Origin of the sequence: Azoarcus sp. DN11 (assembly GCF_003628555.1) — a bacterium.
Classification (GTDB): Bacteria; Pseudomonadota; Gammaproteobacteria; order Burkholderiales; family Rhodocyclaceae; genus Aromatoleum.
This window is the reverse complement of the sequence record NZ_CP021731.1, coordinates 2,237,373-2,256,800: the sequence shown is the minus strand read 5'-3', so window position 1 is coordinate 2,256,800 and position 19,428 is coordinate 2,237,373. Positions and strand designations below refer to the sequence as shown.

Genomic DNA, 19,428 nt, shown 5'->3' with positions numbered 1-19,428 from the left:
GTCAGGCGTTCTTCGTCGCCTGCCCGCGCCACTGATCGAAGTTCTTCTGGTCCTCGGAGCCCTCGAAGTCGAGGTTGTCGCGGCCCATTTCGACGTGGTAGTACTTGAGCACCTCGGCCAGCGCATCGAAGCCCTCGGCCGTGGGGTCGGCGCCCTCGGGGAAGCAGTTGCCCTGGTAGATCTGATGCACCGGCAGCCACGCCTGGACGTACTTCTCGGGCTCGTGCTCGAAGATCTCCTTGCAGCCGTCCGAGCAGAAGTGGTACTTGCTGCCCTGGTAGTCGACCTCGCGGTAGCAGATCTTGGTCGGGTCGCCCGGCTCGGTGAACAGCATCGGGATCTGGCAGGTCTGGCACAGCATCGGCAGCGTCTTGTTGTAGAAGCGATTGCCCTGCGCCGCCTGCTCGCGCCAGTACTCCAGGCGCGGGCGGTAGTACTTGTCGAAGCTGTCGGGATACTTCTGCGACAGCCAGTCCATCTCCTCGTCGCTGGGCGTCCAGGTGTTGAAGGCCGCCGCCGCGCCGTACTGGTAGAAGGTCGCCCAGGCCTGGTGCGAGATGTGGTCCTTGTCGAAGGAGATCTGGTCCAGCCACTTCGGCGGCCGGATGCCGTAACGCGCCAGATCCTTGAACAGCGCCCCGCCGTTTTCCTCGAAATACACCTCCCAGGCTTCCTTCCAGCTCATGATGCGCTTGGGCAGCATGTAGTCCATCATCATGCCGACCAGCGTCAGCACGCGGTAGCCCCGCCACGTCCACTTGTCGATCCAGCGCTGCACGATGGGCAGGTTGTCCGGATCCTGCTCGAGGATGAACTTGATCACCTCCAGGCCCAGCGTCATGTGGCGCGCCTCGTCCGACTGCGCGGAGAAGCCGAAGGTCATCGTCCCCATGTCGCCGTTGTAGGCCGCGCCCGAGACGAAGGGCACGAACAGCAGGTTCGTCAGCACGTACTCGAACGAGAAGCCGATCGCGACCATGAACTCGAACGGCCCGGCGGTCACCGCGTCGTCGAAGAAGGAGCGCGGCACCGACAGGTACCACACGCGCTCGAGCATGTGGCGGAAGTCGTGGAAGCCGTTGTAGTACTTGTTGTAGTTCGACAGCGAATGGATCTGCGTCTGCGCGTGGCGGATCTCGTCGAGCGACTGCATCAGGCACGCCACGCGCGGGCCGGCGCCGGGAAACTGGCGGCCGACGTGCGCGAAGCCGCGGTGCGCCATGTATTCGAGCGGGCTGATGCCGGTGAGGAAGAGCTTCACCGCGTTGAGGTAGCGCGCGTCGGTCACGTTGAGGTGGCCGTTGTTCTGCGCGTACGCGTCGATGATCGCGTAGAGCTTGCGCTCCTTCTCGGCCTGGTACTTCCAGTAGGCGTCCATCGTCAGCCGGAACGGGTCCTCCCACTTGTCCCAGTCGTGGATCTTGATGCCCTCGTAGGCGGCGTACGGGTAGATGTCCTCCATCTTCTGGTACGAGGGCGTCCAGTCCAGCCCGCGCGTCATGACCTGGTAGCGTTCCTTCAGGCCGAGCTTCTTCTTCGCGACTTGCATGTCCATGAATCCGGTCTCCTCTCTGTTCTTGTGGCGGGCGCTCAGGCGCCCCAGCTCAGCGTCAGCTCGTCGTCGGACTCGTCGATGTTGCCCGACAGCGAGATCAGGTTGATGTGCAGCTCCTGCAGGTCGAAATCGCGCCCGATCCGCTCCTCGATCGAGGCGCGGCGCACCACCAGCCGCCCCTCGGCGTCGATCTTCACCATTGCCGGCTGCTCGTTGAGCCGGGCGTGCGGGTTGTCGTCGAGGATCGCGCCGATGATCGGGCGGGTGTCGTCGTTGGTCTGCAGGGCGATGAATACGGTCGACATCACGGGCTCCTCAGATCTCGACGCCGGCTTTCGCCAGGCGTGCGTTGAATTGGCTGACGACCTCGGCCACGACTTCGTCGCTGCGCTCGCCGAGCGCGATGCGTGCCACCGGCAGCAGCGCCGCGGCGGTGCGGTCGCGCCAGTGCGCGGTCCAGCGCGCGAGCAGCGCGCGGTTTTCGGCCGACTCGGCGGCGGCGGTCTTGACCGTCGCATCGACCCACTTCTTCGTCTCGCCGAACCAGTCGGTCATGAACTGCGTGAGCATCGCGACCGCGGTGCCGCCGTCCGCCGACAGCACGTCGTCGACGATGGTCTCGAACACCAGCGGATACAGCAGGCCGTCGAGCACGACGTTCTGCACGACGAAGAGCTCGAACGGATCGCGCACGACGAAGCTGTCCTCGACCAGGCGGCGCAGGCCCTGCCAGGCGTCGTCCGCGGTCCACGCGCGCTTGCCCTCGTCGAGCGCATCGGCGTCGCCGAGCAGCAGGCCGACGCGCGTCAGGTACTGCGCGATGCCGAGCTGGTCCATCGCGTGGTAGATGCACGGCTGCGAGAAGGCGGTGCCGTAGCCGTAGGCGCAGATCGACGCGTTGTTCATGTTCGCGCCCCACGCGACGTGGCGCAGCGGCACGAGGAGCTTCAGCGCGGTCGCGGTGAGCTCGGCCGGGAGCGCGGCGGCAAGGCCGCGCGACTCGACGAAGTCGAAGTTCGCCTCGGCGGTGTCCTGCTGCTTCGCGCGCGCCAGCGTGTAGGCGCCGTAGTAGAACTGGCGCGGATCGCGGAACGCGTACCAGTCGGCCATGCGGATCGCCGTGCGCGCGGCGTCGAAGATCTCGTGCTCGGGATCCCAGGTCGGACGGTAATGGAAATTCGCCGTCGCCTGCAGGTCGAACGTGCCTTCCTGATAGCGCGAGGCGGGCTTGTCGCCGCCGATGCGACGTGCGACGTGATCGAAGGTTTGGCGCAGCGGCTTGATCGCCACCGTGCGCAGATCGATTTGCATTGAGGTCTCCTCCTTGGTTTTCTTTACAAGTGCTCAGCGAAAGCGCTGCTGCGTGGCCTGGTGCATGTTCCAGCTCCAGCCCTCCGCGTCGTCCGCGACCGGCGCCGCGTCGCGGGGATCCAGGCGGATCACCCGGTTCGCGGCGCAGAACTGCTCGTAGGCCTCCGCGGGCAGCAGCATCTCGACGCACAGATCCGGCTCGCCGATCGCAAACTCGAACTCCACGAGACCGTCGGCACGGCGTTCCACGAGCCGCACGTACTTGCGGTCGATGTCGATTGCGGGGCTGTTTGCATCCATGCCTGCATCTCCTCGTTCATTTCGTCTGTTTTGCGGTGCCGCCCCGAGATAGCACTCAAGAGTCGTGCCATATGTCGCAATTACCGATGTTTTCTGGCGTTTACTTTTTTTCTCGATATTTTTACTTATCGCCGCAATTTTCAGATCGATCAAATGATCAATCCGCCCGAAAAAAAGTGATCAAATGGTGAAGCCGCTTTTGCGCGCTGCAGCAGGGCCCGGCACGGCGCTGCCCTTCGCGGCCCGCCAGGCGGCCGCCGTCCTTCGACAGGCTCAGGGCGAACGGTTGGAATGGATTGCCGGGTCAGCTGCGCGGGCGCGCGAGCGCCTTGCTCAGGCCGCCGACGACGCGCAGCGACAGGTCGCTGGCCGCGAACACCTTGCATGCGAGCACGACGCCGTCGCGCTCCTCTTCCGCGGAAAGGCAGGCGCGGCTCATCTTGTGCGTGCCGAACCGCCCCTGCGTCACGTGCACCTTGCACACGCCGCAGCCGCCGCCGCGGCAGCCGACGGGAATCCCCCGCCGGCCGAGGACCTCCATCGCGCGCAGCAGGTTCTGCTCGCCCGTGCAGCTGAACACCTCGCCGCTGTCCTCGATCCGCACCGAAAAACGCTCGCTCATCTCTCTGTCTCCTCGCTTCGCCGGCCTGCGCCGGTCTCTCGTCGTTGATGATCCGATCACCGCCGGACCACCGTCTTGCCGCTACAAACAAGATCCGTGCCGCTTTTTTTCGCGTCATCCGCAAATCTCGAGATTTCAATTTTTGTGGCAAGATAGCTCGGAGGACCGGGCGAACGTCGCGGCACGCAGGGCGCGTCTGTGGTATATCGTTCGTACAACGACGGCCGGGCCGACCGCGGTGTTCACCGCGGCGAGCCCGGCCGCAGCCCCGCCCCCCGGCCCACCGCCGGCGGGCGACCCCAGGAGGAGAGGTGAAGGACATCCGTTACCCCGAGAATTCGGACCTGCGCCAGCTGCTGCGCTTTTCGGCCAAGGAAGGCCTGATCTGGCTCGGCGAGCACCGCATGGTGCTGCTTCATACCGCCGCGCTATCGGAGCTGCGCAAGGAACTCATCGCGTCGGTCGGCAGCGAGCAGGCGCGCCGCATCCTCACCCGCATGGGCTTCGCGTCGGGCCTGCGCGACGCCGAGCTCGCGCGCAAGATCCGCGGCGGCGGCAGCCTCGCCGACATGTTCGTCGTCGGCCCGCAACTGCACATGCTCGAAGGCTGCGTCGAAGTCGAGCCGGTGCGCCTCGACATCGACGAGGACGCCCGCAGTTTCTACGGCGAATTCCTGTGGCACCAGTCGTGGGAAGCGGAAGTCCACGTGCAGCAGTTCGGCGAAGTCGACCATCCGGTGTGCTGGATGATGATCGGCTACGCCTCGGGCTACACCACGGCTTTCACTGGTCGCTTCATCCTGTTCCGCGAAGTCGAGTGCGCGGCGATGGGCGCCGGGCAATGCCGCATCGTCGGCAAGCCGGCCGAGGAATGGCCGGACGCGGACGAGCTCATCCCCTATTTCGAGCCCGACTCCATCGTCGGCCGCCTGCTGGAACTGCGCGAAGAGGTCGAGGCGATGCGCCGCAGCATCGTCTGCCCCGCCGCGATGCCGAGCCTGATCGGCGCCTCCAGCGGCTTTCGCCAGGCCTACGAGCTCGTCACCAAGGCCGCTGCGACGAACGTCTCGGTGCTGCTCCTGGGCGAGACCGGCGTCGGCAAGGAACGCTTCGCGCGCGCGCTGCACGAGCTCAGCGCGCGCAAGGACGCGCCCTTCGTCGCGGTCAACTGCGCGGCGCTGCCCGACGAGCTGATCGAATCCGAGCTCTTCGGCGTCGAGCGCGGCGCCTTCACCGGCGCGGACGCGTCGCGCGCAGGCAAGTTCGAACGCGCCGACGGCGGCACGCTGTTCCTCGACGAAGTCGGCGAGCTGCCGCTGCCCGCGCAGGCCAAGCTGCTGCGCGTGCTGCAGGAAGGCGAGATCGAGCGCCTCGGCGACGAGCGCACACGCAAGATCAACGTGCGGCTGGTCGCGGCGACCAACGTCGACCTGCAGCAGGCGGTCGCCGACGGACGCTTCCGGCGCGACCTGTTCTACCGCCTCAACGTCTATCCGGTGACGATCCCGCCGCTGCGCGAACGCGTCGCCGACATCCCGCTGCTCGTCGAGACGATGGTCGACCGCTTCCGCTCACTCCACGACAAGCGCATCGCCGGCGTCACCGACCGCGCGATGACGGCACTGAAGACTCAGCGGTGGCCGGGCAACGTGCGCGAGCTCGAAAACGTCATCGAGCGCGGGGTCATCCTCGCGCCGCAGAACGGCTGGATCGAAGTCGAACACCTCTTCGTCGGCGCGCCCCCTGCCCCGCCGGCACACACCTGCATCGACGGCAGCGGCAAGCTCGGCCAGACCCTGACGCCCAGGGCGCCCAGCGTCGGCCCCGACCTCACCGACGCGATGCTCGACGCCGGCATTTCGCTCGAAGTGCTGGAGCACGACCTGCTCGAGCGCGCCGTGCAGCGCGCCCACGGCAATCTCGCTGCGGCCGCGCGCATGCTCGGCATGACGCGGCCGCAGCTCAACTACCGACTGAAAAAACCGAACGCCTGAGCGGCAGGCGCTGAGACGAAGATCCCCCGCCTGGCCTCGCTTCCCCACCGCCGCAGTTTCCATACCATCGAAATCATTGGCGTTTGCAATAAATCTCGATATTTCTTAAAATGGGTGTGTTGCCCCACCCTGCGGAACCACCGCTTCGGCGCTCTCCTGCCCATGGGTGCCGGCAACGGACGTGCTACAGGTACAGCTTGCCGGCACCAGCCCGAAGGCCCATCGAAGGCCGCGGGCGCATAACCAAGGTCGTTGGCGATCGGACCATCGAGGAGGCGTGATGTCGGAAATCCAATTGCCGGAAGACAAGCGTCGGGAAGACGCGAGTCGTGTAGCTCACGCCATGAACCCGCTCACGCTTGAGGCTGTTGAAAAAAACGCTCGGTCGGGGCGTTGTCCCAACGTTGCGGCGATCGAACGGCGACTACCTTGGACGACGAAATTCGTGGGGCAGCGCACCGTGACTACATCGCCGGCAACTACTCCTACTGTTTATGTCGTCGATGACGATGCGTCCATTCGCGAGTCGCTAAGTAGCCTGATTCGCGCGGAGGGGATGATCGCCAAGGTATTCGAGTCGCCGCTGGAGTTCCTGGCGGTGAGGGATCTCGATGATTTTGCCTGTATCGTGCTCGATATCAGGATGCCCGGTTTGGACGGCTTGGCGCTGCAGGAACGCCTGGCTCAACGAGGGACGGATCTCCCCATTGTCTTTATCACGGGCAATGCAAACGTCCCGGATGCAGTGCGTGCGATGAAGGGTGGAGCCATCGACTTTCTGCGAAAACCATTCGAGGGATTCGAGTTGCTGGATGCGATCACCGCCGCATTGTCGCGCGTGAGCGCCAGCTTCGACGACAAACTCAAGACAGCAGAGTTGATGGAGCGCTATGAGCACCTGACTCCACGGGAAAAGGAAATCATGTTTCTCGTCGCTCAAGGGAAGCAGAACAAGATCATCGCGTGTGAACTGGGCGTGACCGAGAGCACGGTAAAGGTACACAGACACAACGTCATGAGCAAAATGCAAATGCGATCGCTCCCGGAATTGACGATCGCGATTCAAAGGCTCAACAGGTCCTGATGGTTGGTATCCCCGGGGGTTCGGCAGGCATACGAGGCAAGGAACGCAGGACAGCTCACTGCGGGGTGGCAGGAATGGTGAAGCAGAAACACGCTCCTTGCGGACCGCATGACTCAAGCCACAATTTCCCGCCATGCCCCTCGACAATGGACCTGCTTATGGCCAACCCCATACCCAGCCCGTCCTTTTTCGTGGAATAGAACGGTTCGAAGATCTCAGATATCTTGTCCGCCGGAATGCCTGGACCGGAATCATTCACAGAAAACAGCACGCCTCCTGAAGCATCCGCCTCCACGGCAACCACAATTTTGCGTCCTTTTCCTTTTTGCCGTCTCATCGCGTCAAGGGCGTTCACAAACAGATTCAGCATCACCTGTTGTAGCTGGACTTGGTCCGCCTCTAGGGCCGGGAGCGGATCCTTGATCAGGACTTCAATCCTTGTTGCAGTTTCGGTCAGCGTCCTCTGGAGCATTTGGACCAAGCTGTCAATCATATCCCGGACGTTTACCGGGCCCCGCTTCAAGCCTCGGTCTTTCAGGAAATTGCGGATTCGCGAGATGACCTTCCCGGCATGCACCGCATCCCGATGCACCCTGTGCAGCGCAGCCACGACTTCCTCGTAGTCCGGCGTTTCCCTTTCGATCCATCGCAGTGCGGCATGGCTGTTGGTGACGATGGCCGAAAGAGGCTGGTTGACTTCATGAGCTATCGACGCGACCAGTTCTCCCATCGTCGTCACCCGGGAAACCCGCACAAGTTCCGTTTGGGTCTTGGCTAACGCGTCTTCCGCAGCTTTCTGGGCTGTCACATCTTCCACGATCACGGCTATACGCGGCGCATGTACATCAACGAGTGGAATGACTGAAGCAATGACGTTGGCCCAGAAGAACCCTCCATCATTTCGCTCATAACGTTTTTTTACCTGGTAACTCTCGACCCTCCCTTCGAGCAGGCTCATGACATTCCGTCGTGTCTTCGCGCGCTCTGATTCCTCGGTAAGATCGATGAGCGAAACCCCGGCGACGTCATGGGCCTGATAGCCGAGCATCTTCTGAAGTGCCGGGTTTGCCTTCATGATCTTTCCGTCGGTATCGAGCAACGCTATGCCGACCGCCGTGTTCTCGTAAAAACCTTGCCAGCGGCGCTCGGATATCTGCAAAGCCATCAGCCCGTCTTGCAGGGACTTGTGGCTCGCGATAAGACCTGCAGTCAACTCCTTGATGTCTGACGCCTGTGAGTTCAGCTCCTTTCGGAGAATGTCCGCAGTCAGCTTTACAGTCACCAGATTACGGACGCGCGCGCGCAGCTCCTGGGGCGAGAACGGCTTTGTGACGTAATCCTGTACCAGATCTTCCAGCAAGGATTCGCGTAGCGCATCATCCGCCCGCGCCGAAAGAACCAGCACCGGTATGTTTTCCGTGTGTTGCTCGCGAAAGATTCGCACGAACCGCTCACCGCCCATTTCCGGCATCATCAAGTCGGTGACGACCATGTCTGGCACCCATTCTTGCGCCACGCGCAACGCAGCCTCCCCGTTTTCGGCAAGAGCGACCTGATAATCGTCGGCAAGCACGTCATAGAGAAACTGCCGAAGATCCGGATTGTCTTCAACAACCAGGATTCGTGCCTCTCCCCGCCTCCCTGAAACGTGAGGAACCTCGAGCGGCCTCAGGGGGCCAGCTTCAACATCCGTCGAAACGTCGCTCGTGGAATCTGTCGCCCGGACAAAGGCCCCCGATGGTGCCCGAAGCGGCAACTCCACCTGAAACACGGCGCCCCGTTCAGGCGCATCGAGCACCGAGATCGTTCCGCGATGTAACTCAACCAGCTCCTTGACAATATTCAGGCCGAGGCCGCTTCCTTTTGCCGAGAGTTGATCTTCTCCCTGAGAATAGCGATCGAAGATCGCGCTCTTGAGTTTGTCGGGAACGCCGGGACCATTGTCCTGGACACTCACCAGAAAACGGTCTCCTGACAGCCGACTGACCGAACAGCGAATACGGCCGCCATCCGGAGTGAACTTCATGGCATTTGCAAGCAGATTGGTAATCACCCGACCGAACTTCCTCCAGTCGACATCGACCTCCAATTCTTCCCCATGGAGCACGGTCAAACTGATGCCGCGCTCCTCCGCCGCCGCTGAAAACCCTGCTGTCACCTCACGTAACAATGCGGTCACGCCCAGGCAAGTGTAGACAAGGGGCATTTCCCCGGCATCGATTCTCCCCAAATCCAGCAAATCGTTGACTTGCTGGAGCAAGGCTTGCGCGTTGCGCTTGATAGCCTTCAGCCGAAACTGATCGCGCTCACAAACCAGATCGGAAGCGTGGAGCAACTGATTGACGGGCCCGAGAATCAGTGTGAGGGGGGTACGCAAGTCATGACTGACGTTAGCGAAAAACTTTGTCTTGAAGCCGTCGATCTCGCGCAGCTTTTCCAGCGCAGCATTCACTTCATTGTTCTTTCGCGTCAGTTCGGCCTCGATTTCAATCTTCTCCGAGACGTCCCTCCCCTCAGGCAGCAGGAAGGCGATCTCTCCGCGATCGTCGAATATCGGGGTCAGGGAAAAATCGACAATTATCGTCGCCGTCCCCCTGGATTTCCCGTAAATTTCGATATCGCATCGCACGAACCGCCCTTCCCTGGCCTGCGCAACCATGGATTTGACGCGTTGGCGGGTGTCTTCCGACAAAGCCCACCATCGCGCCTCCCAGAATGGCTTCCCAACGACATCCTGAAGTTCTATCCCCGCCCCCGCCAAGGCAGCCTTATTGATCTCTATGACGGTTCCGTCGATATCCAGCAACCCCAAGAACTGGTACATCGAATCCAGGATGATCCGTGCCAACTTCTGGCGACGAACGTCTACAGGGTCATCCACCAACAGTTCAACGCCCTTAACGGAAGCAACAGGGCTCCCAACCGATGGATCGGGACTGTCGCCGACCAATGTCTCGCCAGAATTAGTCATTTTTCGACACCAGCAGACTTGCGAACCTTGAGAGACTTCGTCTGGAATTCGTTTACGCCAATACGGCTGGCAATGTCATCCACGATCGCACCTGTTCCCAAAAAAGCAGGACAAGGCACGCCTCGCCCGTCGCACCATGAAGGAACGATGCGAAGGAGGATAACGGGAAGGTTGGCCTTGGGGAAGCGCTGATCCCGCGTTTCCAGGCCGAGGCGAACCGGCGCTTCAAGCACCGGCCAATCCCGACCCAGGCGCGCGGGCTTGGATCATCGATTCACTGAAAATCAGAAGCTGATCGTATAATCAAGTGTCACGTTGTCCTGAGAATGCGAAACCTCTATCGGCGCGGAGGTATTCGGCAAGGATCTGTTGGTCATGCGTTCCTTGAATGCATGCGAATATGCAAAATTGACTCTGCTCGACGTGGAGAATGCGTAAGTAAAGCCGGCCGAAATGTGCTTGGTGGGGATCGCCGGAACCACCGCCAAAAGAGTTCCGCTGCGAAGGGCTTGGGAGGCAAAACGCACCCCGGCGCGCACCGTCCATTCCGGCGTCAGTACATAGGAAGTTCCCAGGGCGAGAATCGTCTGGTCACGGTAGTCCTGCGGAAGAGACACATTGAGATTGCCGCCTCCATCCGCCTCGAACGCGACCTTGATGTCCTTCATCACGTCCTTCCAAAACACCCTCGAAATGTCGGCAGCCACACTCCACTTGTCGGTCAGACTGTGCAAAACGCCGACACTCAGCTTTGCCGGCATCTGAAAGTCCTTGATTTTGATCTTCCCCGTCAATGGAATCTTGCCTGCCACACCGGAAATTGCCGTCAAGGTGGCGTCCCCCTCCATGTCGCCGACCTGGCTTTGAAATGTGTAGGAGGCACCGAGTCTCGTGGCTTGCGTCGCTTGGTAGACCAACCCGAACCGCCCCGAGTAACCCCAGGCGTTAACCCCGCTGGCGATGGGCCCGTTCTTGGTCAGGCTGAAATGTGCCCCCTGGAGTGCCGGCACAGTACCGAGCACCGGCAGCAGTGACCCGCTGACCCGTCCGCCGCCAATCAGATCCGCGGCCTGATCCGCGCCCAGCAACAAGTCCAGGTTCACCCCCTGCCACACGGCATCAAGGCTTGCGCCAATGGACAATGCATCGTCGACCTGATAGCTCATCGCCAAGGGAATATCCAGGACCAGGAGCCTGCTGGAATTGTCCAGACCTGTATCGCCCCCTCCGGAATCGCGGGAAAGAAAACTCTTGCGACCATACTCTGTTCCGAGGCCGCCTCTCGCAAACGCGCCGATTCCGAAGGACCACTTGCCGAATTTTTCGACATAAGCGACCTCGGGAGCAAGATAAGGGCCGCGGTTGCGCGAGTGCGAGTCGGAATTTGCCGTCTCTCCCGTCGCCTTGTTCCTGGCACTGATATCTGTTGTCACCAAATCCAGTCCGAACAATGCCTGCCTTTCCTCACGCATCAATGACAGCGTGGCGGGGTTCGTCATCATGCCGCTCGGCCCCAGATCCTGAGCCACCCCCGCTCCGCCCATCGAGCGCGAAACCGCCCCAACCCCCTCCAGATAGAATACATCGGTGGCCGACGCACTATGGCCCTGTGCCGCCAGGGTAGCCAGGACCGCTAGCTGCGCAATTCTCTTCCTTGACATCGCTCTTCTCTCCATTTCGCGTGTTAATCGTTGTTTGAGTACGGTTTCCCGCTCACGCTAAAAGAAACGATCAAAATGAATCTGTCCGAATGGCACCTTGTGCCCGACCATCAGCAATTCCTGTATCGCCTGCGTCATCGGTGGCGGGCCGGCGAAATAGAATTCGTAGCTGCAAAACTCCCGTGGCAAGACCTGAGCAAGCTGGTCATGGACATAGCCCGTCAGACCATCCCACTGCCCTTCGTCGCACGGAAGTGAAACTACCGGGATGAACCGGATCGAGTCGCCAAATTTCCCCAGTTCACGAAGCATCTCCTCCCCGCAGACGTCATGGCGTGTCCTGGCACCGTAGAAGAAATGGAGGGTCCTGTTGTTCAGCAAGCCTCCCTCGGCCGCGCCTCTGGCAATGGACACCATGGGGGCCAAACCGGAACCCCCTGCTACGCACACCAGATCACGCTCGGATTCCGTGCGCAAATAGGCGAGTCCGTATGGCCCGTCCAGGGCGATTTCATCCCCCACGGCCAACCTGTCAAACAGGATGTGGGAACCTTTGCCATGCTGTACCCGCCGCACCTGGAAATGCCATTCACGGTTGGTATTTGCCGTATTGGAAACTGAATATGCACGGGAACCTTCCAGGCCAGGCAGATCCAGCATTGCATATTGCCCTGGCAGGAAATTGGCCTCGTCGCTGGAAACGAATCTGAACTCGCGAATATCGTGGGTGATGGTGCGCACCTCACGGAGCCATGCCTTCTGGCGCTTGGGAGGAACTCTCGGCACATATTCCAGGGCACTGGGAGCCGCAATGGTCACATCCCCGATGGCCCTGCATTGACAAGCCAGATGGCGGCCCCGCTTCCTGTCACGCTCGCTCAGGCCGGGCGCCTGCGGCCAGAGTGTTTCGATGTCTCCCTCGAGAAGTTCGAATTTGCAGCCACCACAGCCACCGGAATTGCACTCGTAGCTAATCCCTATGCCCGCACGAAGAGCCGCGCGCAGGATCGTATCGCCATTCTCCTGAGGAAAGGCGCAGCCATCCTTCTCGTTTCTAATCGTCGCCAGATCGCCCATGGCACCTCCAAGAAGACGAATAAATTCTGCTGGCACGCCCTTGAACGTGCCGCAGGTAACAGGTGTCTGTTTGGCTTACAATCCCAGGGAACGCCGAAAGTCGCGCGTCGCGGATTTGGCCGAGGCGGCCGCATCCGGAACGTCAGGCAACATTTCGCAATAGGCATCGATTGCCTTGTCAGCCAGCGGCTCCCACTTCGCCACCCAACCACGGATGATTTCCAGATTGCCCGGCTTTTCCAGTACCATCTTGATCAGGGCGCTGATCCAGCGCCGATGGCGCGCAGAGTCGATTAGCTGTGCATCCGTAATCAGCCCAAGGAGGGTGTCGCCGTTATGCCGCGCCGATTCCCCGAGCTTGCGGAGAACACTCTCTTCGATGGCGGGTTTCGCCACCAGGTTTAGAACGACAAGGGCTTCACCCCAGTCCCACACCGTCAGCGCCTTCTCCATGAGTTCGCGAAAGCCCTGCCACACCGGATCCTTTTCCCAATAAGTACGTTCATCCTGGGCGAAACACTTGTCGGGGAAGGCCACGGACAGTTCTTTGGTGCGATAGGCCGTATGGCTAAGCCAACGCAGGCTGTCCGCCATCTGGAAGTAGTGGCAGCTCGTGATCGTGCTGGCCGGGGAGACCTGCCCGACATAGGCGGACGCCATTTGAAGCGTATGGAAGAGATACCGCGATGGAGTATAGAGACGCGCAAGCGAACCGGTCCAGCGCAGATCGAGAGACTTGTCGTGCTCCCGTTGACTAAACTGATCCAGCAGGCCAAAGACATACGTTTCCTGGCCGTCCTGCATCATGTTGTAGGTGCGATAGACGACCTCGTCGGGATCGCGGAAGGCATTCCAGTCGTCGTGATTGAGCGTTGTCGCGAACGTGTTCTTCTTGTACCACGCATTCATGAACATGTTCGGATCCAGCTCATAGGGAGCATTCGGATCGCGGTCGTTGTAATGGAGGTTCGCACTGACAATCTCGTATTCACTGGGCTTGCGACGGCGCGCCGCCAGATGGCTCCATGTTTTCAGCGGCTTCAACTGCTGGATTTCCGACATTCTTGTCTCCTCAACATCCTTTTTATGTGGCGCCCTGATCGAAGACCATGGGCCTATTCAAATTTTCTTGACGAAATAGAAGCGGATTTCGTTATCACGGCTTTCGATCTGCCCCGCGAAGGAACTCAGGTCCACTTCCAAATCATTCATCTTGAAAGGCCTCCCCAGCTCTTCCTCGATGGTCTGCCGCCGAAGCACCATTTCCTGCTCCATATGAATCCGGATGTACGCACGTTTGTCCTCGACAAAAAGCTCCCTACCCGGGTTATCCAACTTCGCAGCTTCAATTACTGCGGTGGCCAAATCGCCGGCGCGCATTATCGGCCCGACCATGTTGTTGTGATACGCTTGCGCGCTGCTTCCCAATATCATTGATGTCTCCTCGCTCAGTCCTTGCCGCTCGCCGGACGATGGTTTTTGATCGACCGGGCACTTCTCCGGAATTTGACGTGTCACCGCTACAAGTCATGAGCTGCAGTTGTCAGCTCATGACAAATTCAGCTGCCAGTGGGTCAGCTGTGCGCGAACAGGGGAATTACTCCCTCCGTCTCGACAAAAACGTCACTCCCTTCGATTTTCACCGGGTATTCCGCCAGCGCGCAGTCATCGGGGTTGATGCCCTTACCACTGCAAGCATCGAACTGCCATAGATGCGCTCTGCAAATGATCTTCTTCCCGTCGAACTTGCCTTCTACGAGTGGAATGTCCTGGTGGGGGCAAATCCCTTGAAACGCCTTGACTTCTCCCCCTTCGGCGCACACCAGCAGGATCTCCTTGCCATCGACGGTGAAGGCTTCCATCTCGCCCTCCCAAACGTCATCGATGGTGCAAACTTTCATAAAGCCCATTTTTCGCTCCGATTGCGGTAGTGGTTGGGATACCACTCAGTGTTTGGGCGACTCCCAGACGATTTCTACCGTTTCGGTCGGCCTTAGACCGGATTCGGATACCTTCATCGTTCGCGGAAGGAAGTCCTCCGTTCCCTGCCTGCGAACACGCAGAATGCATCCCGGACGCGCCTTCACGCGCCGACCGACGGAGTGGACTGCCGCAGCAGCGGCGACGTCATCCATGGTGTCTTCGGTATCTACCGGCACCAACTGCAAAACAAAATCCCCCTCGAAATTCGAGGTCAGGGGAAATAGCGCCATCTTCAATCTCCTCGTTAATCCCGAAACCCGATCGGTCGGGTTTCGGGCGGCAATATTCTTAGCTGGCCTTTTGGGTAGCGCGCATCGCCCGATATACGTCCGCCCACGCGTAGTTATGCGCGTCGTCGCCGCACTCTCCCGGGGCGATGTTCATGTAGTGAAGCGCGCCGCCGAGATCCATCGGCTGAATCATGCCGGCGAGGAACCGGTCGACAATGCTCAGGTGCCCGGCGTAACGCTCGGGTTCCTGCTGGAAGACCCAGCGGTCGACTTCGGAGCCGAAGTGGTAGAGGCGGCCGTTGTATTCGAGCGGATAATCCTTGACGTTCCACTTATTGCCCGGAGTGCCAAGAATCGGGAGCTGACACATGTTGCAAACGTAGGGAAGGGTTTCCGGGTAGGTCAAAGCCATGTTGCCGTCCACCACGTTTTCGATGATCACGTCCCAGCATTGGCCCCAGGTGTCATTCCAACCCGGGTATTTCTTTTCCAGCCAGTCGCGTTCATCCGGCGTGACCCCGGCGGCCGGATTCCACCATACCGTCGGGCGCCAGTAATACGACCCCAGATGCATGCCGTGGTGAGTTTCATTGAGGTCTGCCAGGAACTGTTCCCAGTACCACGGGAGATCGAGGCCCATGTCCGTCAGGGCGCGTTCGAACTGCGCCACAATCCATTCCTCCATGAATTCCTTGAAGGACTGTTTGCGGTGTTCGAGGGGCGTGTAATAGTCCATGATCGGCCCGGTCAGGACCGAGAAGAGCTTCCAGGCCCTCCATACGGCAATATCAACGCGTTTCTGCGCCTCTGCCTTGTGACCGTTTTCGATCAATACCTTGAGCGCCGGTCCGCCAATCTGGGCGTGACGCGATTCGTCCGTCTGGATACTCGAAATGAGATTTGCAAACGTATGGTCTCCCGCCTCGGCGGCATCGGCGGCGAGCCCCAGGAACTGCATATTGGTAAAGCCGGTTTCGAAACTGAACGTCAGCATGATCGAGACGCTGATGGCGTCGCGCGTCAGCATGATATCGTCGAAAAAATGGCGTGCCGCGATCATCGCCCATTCGTTGGTATCGTAGGCCTTGAACGCCCAGTCCATCTGCCGGTCCTTGGCGACGTGCTCATGCGGGAAATAGAGTTGCATCTGGCCGTGACGGATTTCGTCCATGCAACCCAGGGTCGCCATATTCCGCATTCCGGGTGCCTTCGAAAAACGCATCATGCGTGCTTCGGCACTGGCAGCGGCGTATTCGCCCCTTGCGATGGCGCCATAATGGGCCTTCATGACCGATTTCCAGCCGGGGTCGGAATTCTCGAAGATCCGGCTACGCTCGAGCGCAGCTTTCACCGAGTACGCTCCCGCATCCTTTTCGCGCTGTACCTTTACATACTCGGGATAGGTCTGCTTGTACGGCTCATCGTATTTCTCCCAAGCCCCCTGCGGCAGACCGAATCCACCCGACAGCTGGGGCGGAAACAGTTCATCTTCGGTAACGTACGTCGGGGTCCAGTTGGTAGTCCTGGCCAGGTCGTACCAATCCATCCTGTTGAGTAAAGCCATCCGTGTCTCCTTCGTATCGTCAATCGAGAGTCGGGTGTCTCTCGAAGCAAGGCGAATCTCGTCGCCATCCTGTGCCGCCCTGACGGATAGGTCGGGCGTTGTCGTGGAAGGGAAATTAAATGGAAGGGGCCGACGTGAAAATTAGACTTTGGTTTAGACGGAAGAATGAAGTAATGGGCAGGCGCGAGATCGAGGTCGCCGACGAGGATCAGGGTCGCTCGGCCGCCTGCTCGTCAGCCGCTGCGGCTTGGAGCGGCCGACGCGTACCCTGGCGATCTCACGAAGCTGACGAAGAAGGCGCCGATCGTTGGGCTGCTGCCGGTTTCACGGACACCTTGTTAAGGTGGGAAGATGAAACCGGCAGCAGCCCAATGGAAAGGACGCAACGGTAGCATCAGCAGCGATCCAGGACTTAAAGCCCTGCACGGCGCTATCCCGCCATGGGGCGCGTAGAGCGAAGGGTCGGAGGGCTTAATGGAAAGTGAATCGTGTCGGGTCGCGAGTGGGCGGGCCCTCTGCCGAACATGACTTTCGATTTCCAACCGTCGCGCCGAATTACCCAAGCGGTTGAGTTTGAGCCTCAGTTACGATGCATTCGTCGTGTTTCGCGGGGGTTTCACCGTCGTGCTTCCGGCCGTGCTCTTGGGGAAATGGTTTCGGAGGGGGCGCAGAGGACTCTGGCACCATCACGGCTGGAACGAGAATCGATCGGACGATAAGGTCAGTCGCTTCGGAGGCGGGAACCGGTCGACTGAAAAAATATCCCTGAACCTCGTCGCAGCCCGCAGTCTTGAGGTGGATCAGTTGGTCGAGGGTCTCCACGCCTTCCGCGATGACCTGCATGTTCAGGTTGTGGGCAAGCGAAATGATGGAGGCGACGATGGCTCCGTCGTACGGACTGTTGCGAATGTCGTTGATGAATTCCCGGTCGATCTTGATGCGGTGGACTGGGAAGGTACGGATATAGCTGAGATTGGAGAAACCGCTGCCGAAATCGTCGAGCGCAATGCCGATGCCCAACTTCTCGAGCCCGTCAAGCACCTGACGGGCGATCTCGATTGATTCGACCAGCGTTGTCTCGGTGATCTCGACTTCCAGCCTTTCGGCGGGCACCTTGTACCTCCCGAGGAGGGTTTCAATCCGCTGCGGCAATTCTGCGTCCTGCAGTTGTTGCACGGAAACGTTGAAGGCGATCGGAACGGTATCGAGTCCTTCCATCATCCACGTCGCCAACTGACGGCAGCACGATTCGGTGACCCAGTTACCAAGGTCGACGATCAATCCGGTGCGCTCGGCAAGGGGAATGAAGTCGCCGGGATAGAGCAGACCGAAGTCGGGGTGCTGCCATCGCACCAGTGCTTCGAAGCCGATGATTCGATAGTCCGAAATCCGGACCTTCGGCTGGAAGTGCAGCATCAGCTCGTTTTCTGCAATCGCCCTGGGTAGGCGCTGCTCAAGCGCGAACAGGCGCTCCCGGTCGCCGCTGAAGCCGGGCTCGTAATAGGTGTACTTGCCGTGACCGGTCCGCTTGGACTCATACATTGCTGCATCGGCGTGACGGCACAGCGAACCGACGTCGTGGCCGTCCCGCGGGAAGATGGCGATGCCGATGCTGGGTGTGACGTGCACGTCGTGTCCGGCGAGATCCAATATCGGTGCGCTGATCTGTTCGACAATCTTTGCCGCGACGACCTCCACATCGTCGGTACTCGCCAGTCCAGTGAGCAGTACGGCGAATTCGTCACCGCCTATGCGGGCGACGATGTCGGACTCGCGCAGCGTCGAGCGCAGCCGGTCTGCGACGGTCTGCAGGAGAAGGTCACCGACGTGGTGCCCGAGCGTATCGTTGATCGCCTTGAAGCGGTCAAGGTCGAGGTAGAGCAGTGCGTAGTGCTCGCGGCTACGCTTGGCACGGGACAGATGTGTGCCCACGAGTTCGCCGAACATGCGCCGGTTCGTCAGGCCGGTGAGGTGATCGTGGGCGGCCATGACGAAGGCGTGGCGCTTCTCGTCCTCGAGCCCCGCTATCAGGGCCCGGTTTTCGTGGTTGGCAGCCTCGAGTGCGGCAATGATCCGCTTCTGCCGCGAAATCCCCCACACGAACGCGAATACCGCCAACCCGATCATGGTGGTCAGCGCCGTCATCGTTGTCAGGAAGCGCAATCGAGTGCCCGATTGCGCCGGGGTCATGATTTCGTCTAACTCGCTGCTGACGACCACGGTGAATGGAAAGCGTTTGAGGCGCTGGAAGCTGGAAAGATAGCTGCGGCCCTCGAAGAGATTTCCTGCAAGCGAGCCCTTCGTAGCCGTGTTATTGGCGAACTGCGCGTACCGGCGGTCATCCGGAATGACAAACGCACCGTCCGCGTGCTGCTCGGCAAGCGCCCTGCCGTCGTCGTCGAGAATCTGAATGACGGCCGAGCGCCCGAGATCGAGATTCGGGTACGGCTGAAGGAGATGACCGAGATCGAGCACGGCCAGCAGCGCGTCGTCGTTGTAAGCGGTCGAGATAACTACCGGAAGGCGCGACAGTTTTTCGCCGCCTGGCAATAGCCGCGTCAACAATACGTCTTTGGCAGTCCTGCAAGGGGGGTGACCGTGCACGGCGTGCGTCACCGCCGTCGAGTCGTGGCCGTTTGCGCTCGGAAGGGCGAGAAAGGTGCAGGGGGGAGCGTTGCGGTAGAGCGCGACGCGAACGTACGTCGCATCCGAGGCGATCAGGGCGGCCAGTTGATTCGTTGCCGCCTGTCTTCCACCATCGGCAGCGATCTCCGATGCGAGCGTTAACCGCCGTCCGCGGTCGAGCGTCTGGGTGAGGTTTTCGGAGATGACGGCTGCGATGTTCTCCTGCTGCACCGTGGCGTTGTGTCGCACCGACGCTTTTTCCGCGTCGAACCGTTGCCAGATGGCAAACAGGATCAGGAGAACAAGGACCAGCGGGACGCCGACACTTGCGAAATCCCGAACGGTCCAGTCATCACGTAACAGACTGCGGGGCGATGTCCTGCGTCGGAGTGAGAAGGAAAAAGGCATGTCAGGTTTTCAAGCAGTTCGGTTCCTTGCGATCGTCGATGGT

Annotated in this window: 17 protein-coding genes; 2 read left to right on the top strand and 15 right to left on the bottom strand. The window is 60.3% G+C overall.

Features of this window, described 5'->3' with window-relative positions:
• Window position 1: 1 nt before the first annotated feature.
• The 5 genes from CDA09_RS10260 to CDA09_RS10240 form a co-directional block, all read right to left on the bottom strand.
• Window positions 2-1,555, bottom strand: a complete 1,554-nt coding sequence (locus tag CDA09_RS10260) for an aromatic/alkene/methane monooxygenase hydroxylase/oxygenase subunit alpha (protein ID WP_121428532.1) — start codon at window positions 1,553-1,555, stop codon at window positions 2-4.
• Between the two features lie 35 nt (window positions 1,556-1,590).
• Window positions 1,591-1,860 (bottom strand): MmoB/DmpM family protein, encoded by a 270-nt coding sequence (locus CDA09_RS10255; protein WP_121428531.1) that lies wholly within the window; start codon window positions 1,858-1,860, stop codon window positions 1,591-1,593.
• A gap of 10 nt (window positions 1,861-1,870) precedes the next feature.
• Window positions 1,871-2,866 (bottom strand): aromatic/alkene monooxygenase hydroxylase subunit beta, encoded by a 996-nt coding sequence (locus tag CDA09_RS10250; protein WP_121428530.1) that lies wholly within the window; start codon window positions 2,864-2,866, stop codon window positions 1,871-1,873.
• A 33-nt stretch (window positions 2,867-2,899) separates the two neighbouring features.
• Entirely contained in the window at window positions 2,900-3,166 is a 267-nt protein-coding gene (locus tag CDA09_RS10245) for a phenol hydroxylase subunit (protein ID WP_121428529.1), read from the bottom strand.
• A 304-nt stretch (window positions 3,167-3,470) separates the two neighbouring features.
• Complete coding sequence (locus tag CDA09_RS10240) at window positions 3,471-3,788, bottom strand: 2Fe-2S iron-sulfur cluster-binding protein (RefSeq protein WP_121428528.1); 318 nt, start codon at window positions 3,786-3,788, stop codon at window positions 3,471-3,473.
• A 311-nt stretch (window positions 3,789-4,099) separates the two neighbouring features.
• Here CDA09_RS10240 and CDA09_RS10235 point away from each other — a divergent pair, with 311 nt between their 5' ends.
• Both CDA09_RS10235 and CDA09_RS10230 read left to right on the top strand, forming a co-directional pair.
• On the top strand, window positions 4,100-5,782 hold the full coding sequence (locus CDA09_RS10235) for a sigma-54-dependent Fis family transcriptional regulator (protein WP_121428527.1): 1,683 nt from the start codon (window positions 4,100-4,102) through the stop codon (window positions 5,780-5,782).
• Window positions 5,783-6,062: 280 nt separating this feature from the next.
• Complete coding sequence (locus CDA09_RS10230) at window positions 6,063-6,866, top strand: response regulator transcription factor (protein WP_286164455.1); 804 nt, start codon at window positions 6,063-6,065, stop codon at window positions 6,864-6,866.
• A 55-nt stretch (window positions 6,867-6,921) separates the two neighbouring features.
• On the opposite strand, the gene CDA09_RS10225 is transcribed toward CDA09_RS10230, so the two are convergent.
• The 10 genes from CDA09_RS10225 to CDA09_RS10185 form a co-directional block, all read right to left on the bottom strand.
• The gene (locus CDA09_RS10225) at window positions 6,922-9,837 is read right to left on the bottom strand and encodes an ATP-binding protein (protein ID WP_121428526.1); all 2,916 of its coding nucleotides are present in this window, start codon (window positions 9,835-9,837) and stop codon (window positions 6,922-6,924) included.
• Window positions 9,834-10,070, bottom strand: a complete 237-nt coding sequence (locus CDA09_RS23160) for a hypothetical protein (protein ID WP_128106557.1) — start codon at window positions 10,068-10,070, stop codon at window positions 9,834-9,836. The genes CDA09_RS10225 and CDA09_RS23160 overlap by 4 nt, the downstream gene beginning before the upstream one ends.
• A 51-nt stretch (window positions 10,071-10,121) precedes the next feature.
• Window positions 10,122-11,498 (bottom strand): OmpP1/FadL family transporter, encoded by a 1,377-nt coding sequence (locus tag CDA09_RS10220; protein ID WP_121428525.1) that lies wholly within the window; start codon window positions 11,496-11,498, stop codon window positions 10,122-10,124.
• Between the two features lie 57 nt (window positions 11,499-11,555).
• Window positions 11,556-12,575, bottom strand: coding sequence for a 2Fe-2S iron-sulfur cluster-binding protein (locus CDA09_RS10215; RefSeq protein WP_121428524.1), 1,020 nt, complete (start codon window positions 12,573-12,575; stop codon window positions 11,556-11,558).
• A 75-nt stretch (window positions 12,576-12,650) separates the two neighbouring features.
• A complete protein-coding gene (locus CDA09_RS10210; protein WP_121428523.1) occupies window positions 12,651-13,637 on the bottom strand; it encodes an aromatic/alkene monooxygenase hydroxylase subunit beta in 987 nt (328 codons plus the stop codon).
• A 57-nt stretch (window positions 13,638-13,694) separates the two neighbouring features.
• A complete protein-coding gene (locus tag CDA09_RS10205) occupies window positions 13,695-14,093 on the bottom strand; it encodes an MmoB/DmpM family protein (protein ID WP_286164454.1) in 399 nt (132 codons plus the stop codon).
• 56 nt (window positions 14,094-14,149) lie between these two features.
• Window positions 14,150-14,485 (bottom strand): monooxygenase system ferredoxin subunit, encoded by a 336-nt coding sequence (locus tag CDA09_RS10200; RefSeq protein ID WP_121428521.1) that lies wholly within the window; start codon window positions 14,483-14,485, stop codon window positions 14,150-14,152.
• Between the two features lie 36 nt (window positions 14,486-14,521).
• Window positions 14,522-14,788: a toluene-4-monooxygenase system B family protein gene (locus CDA09_RS10195; protein WP_121428520.1), complete on the bottom strand. Its 267-nt coding sequence runs from the start codon at window positions 14,786-14,788 to the stop codon at window positions 14,522-14,524.
• A gap of 58 nt (window positions 14,789-14,846) precedes the next feature.
• Window positions 14,847-16,352, bottom strand: a complete 1,506-nt coding sequence (locus CDA09_RS10190; protein ID WP_121428519.1) for an aromatic/alkene/methane monooxygenase hydroxylase/oxygenase subunit alpha — start codon at window positions 16,350-16,352, stop codon at window positions 14,847-14,849.
• A 555-nt stretch (window positions 16,353-16,907) separates the two neighbouring features.
• Window positions 16,908-19,385 (bottom strand): putative bifunctional diguanylate cyclase/phosphodiesterase, encoded by a 2,478-nt coding sequence (locus CDA09_RS10185; protein WP_286164453.1) that lies wholly within the window; start codon window positions 19,383-19,385, stop codon window positions 16,908-16,910.
• Window positions 19,386-19,428: the final 43 nt, after the last annotated feature.

Bases quoted from the DNA above. Each gene is read 5' to 3' on its own strand.
- CDA09_RS10230 (WP_286164455.1), top strand. From the start codon at position 6,063: ATGTCGGAAATCCAATTGCCGGAAGACAAGCGTCGGGAAGACGCGAGT.
- CDA09_RS10195 (WP_121428520.1), bottom strand. From the start codon at position 14,788: ATGGCGCTATTTCCCCTGACCTCGAATTTCGAGGGGGATTTTGTTTTG.
- CDA09_RS10215 (WP_121428524.1), bottom strand. From the start codon at position 12,575: ATGGGCGATCTGGCGACGATTAGAAACGAGAAGGATGGCTGCGCCTTT.
- CDA09_RS10245 (WP_121428529.1), bottom strand. From the start codon at position 3,166: ATGGATGCAAACAGCCCCGCAATCGACATCGACCGCAAGTACGTGCGG.
- CDA09_RS10240 (WP_121428528.1), bottom strand. From the start codon at position 3,788: ATGAGCGAGCGTTTTTCGGTGCGGATCGAGGACAGCGGCGAGGTGTTC.
- CDA09_RS10185 (WP_286164453.1), bottom strand. From the start codon at position 19,385: ATGCCTTTTTCCTTCTCACTCCGACGCAGGACATCGCCCCGCAGTCTG.
- CDA09_RS10210 (WP_121428523.1), bottom strand. From the start codon at position 13,637: ATGTCGGAAATCCAGCAGTTGAAGCCGCTGAAAACATGGAGCCATCTG.
- CDA09_RS10250 (WP_121428530.1), bottom strand. From the start codon at position 2,866: ATGCAAATCGATCTGCGCACGGTGGCGATCAAGCCGCTGCGCCAAACC.
- CDA09_RS10225 (WP_121428526.1), bottom strand. From the start codon at position 9,837: ATGACTAATTCTGGCGAGACATTGGTCGGCGACAGTCCCGATCCATCG.
- CDA09_RS10255 (WP_121428531.1), bottom strand. From the start codon at position 1,860: ATGTCGACCGTATTCATCGCCCTGCAGACCAACGACGACACCCGCCCG.
- CDA09_RS10200 (WP_121428521.1), bottom strand. From the start codon at position 14,485: ATGGGCTTTATGAAAGTTTGCACCATCGATGACGTTTGGGAGGGCGAG.
- CDA09_RS10190 (WP_121428519.1), bottom strand. From the start codon at position 16,352: ATGGCTTTACTCAACAGGATGGATTGGTACGACCTGGCCAGGACTACC.
- CDA09_RS10260 (WP_121428532.1), bottom strand. From the start codon at position 1,555: ATGGACATGCAAGTCGCGAAGAAGAAGCTCGGCCTGAAGGAACGCTAC.
- CDA09_RS10220 (WP_121428525.1), bottom strand. From the start codon at position 11,498: ATGTCAAGGAAGAGAATTGCGCAGCTAGCGGTCCTGGCTACCCTGGCG.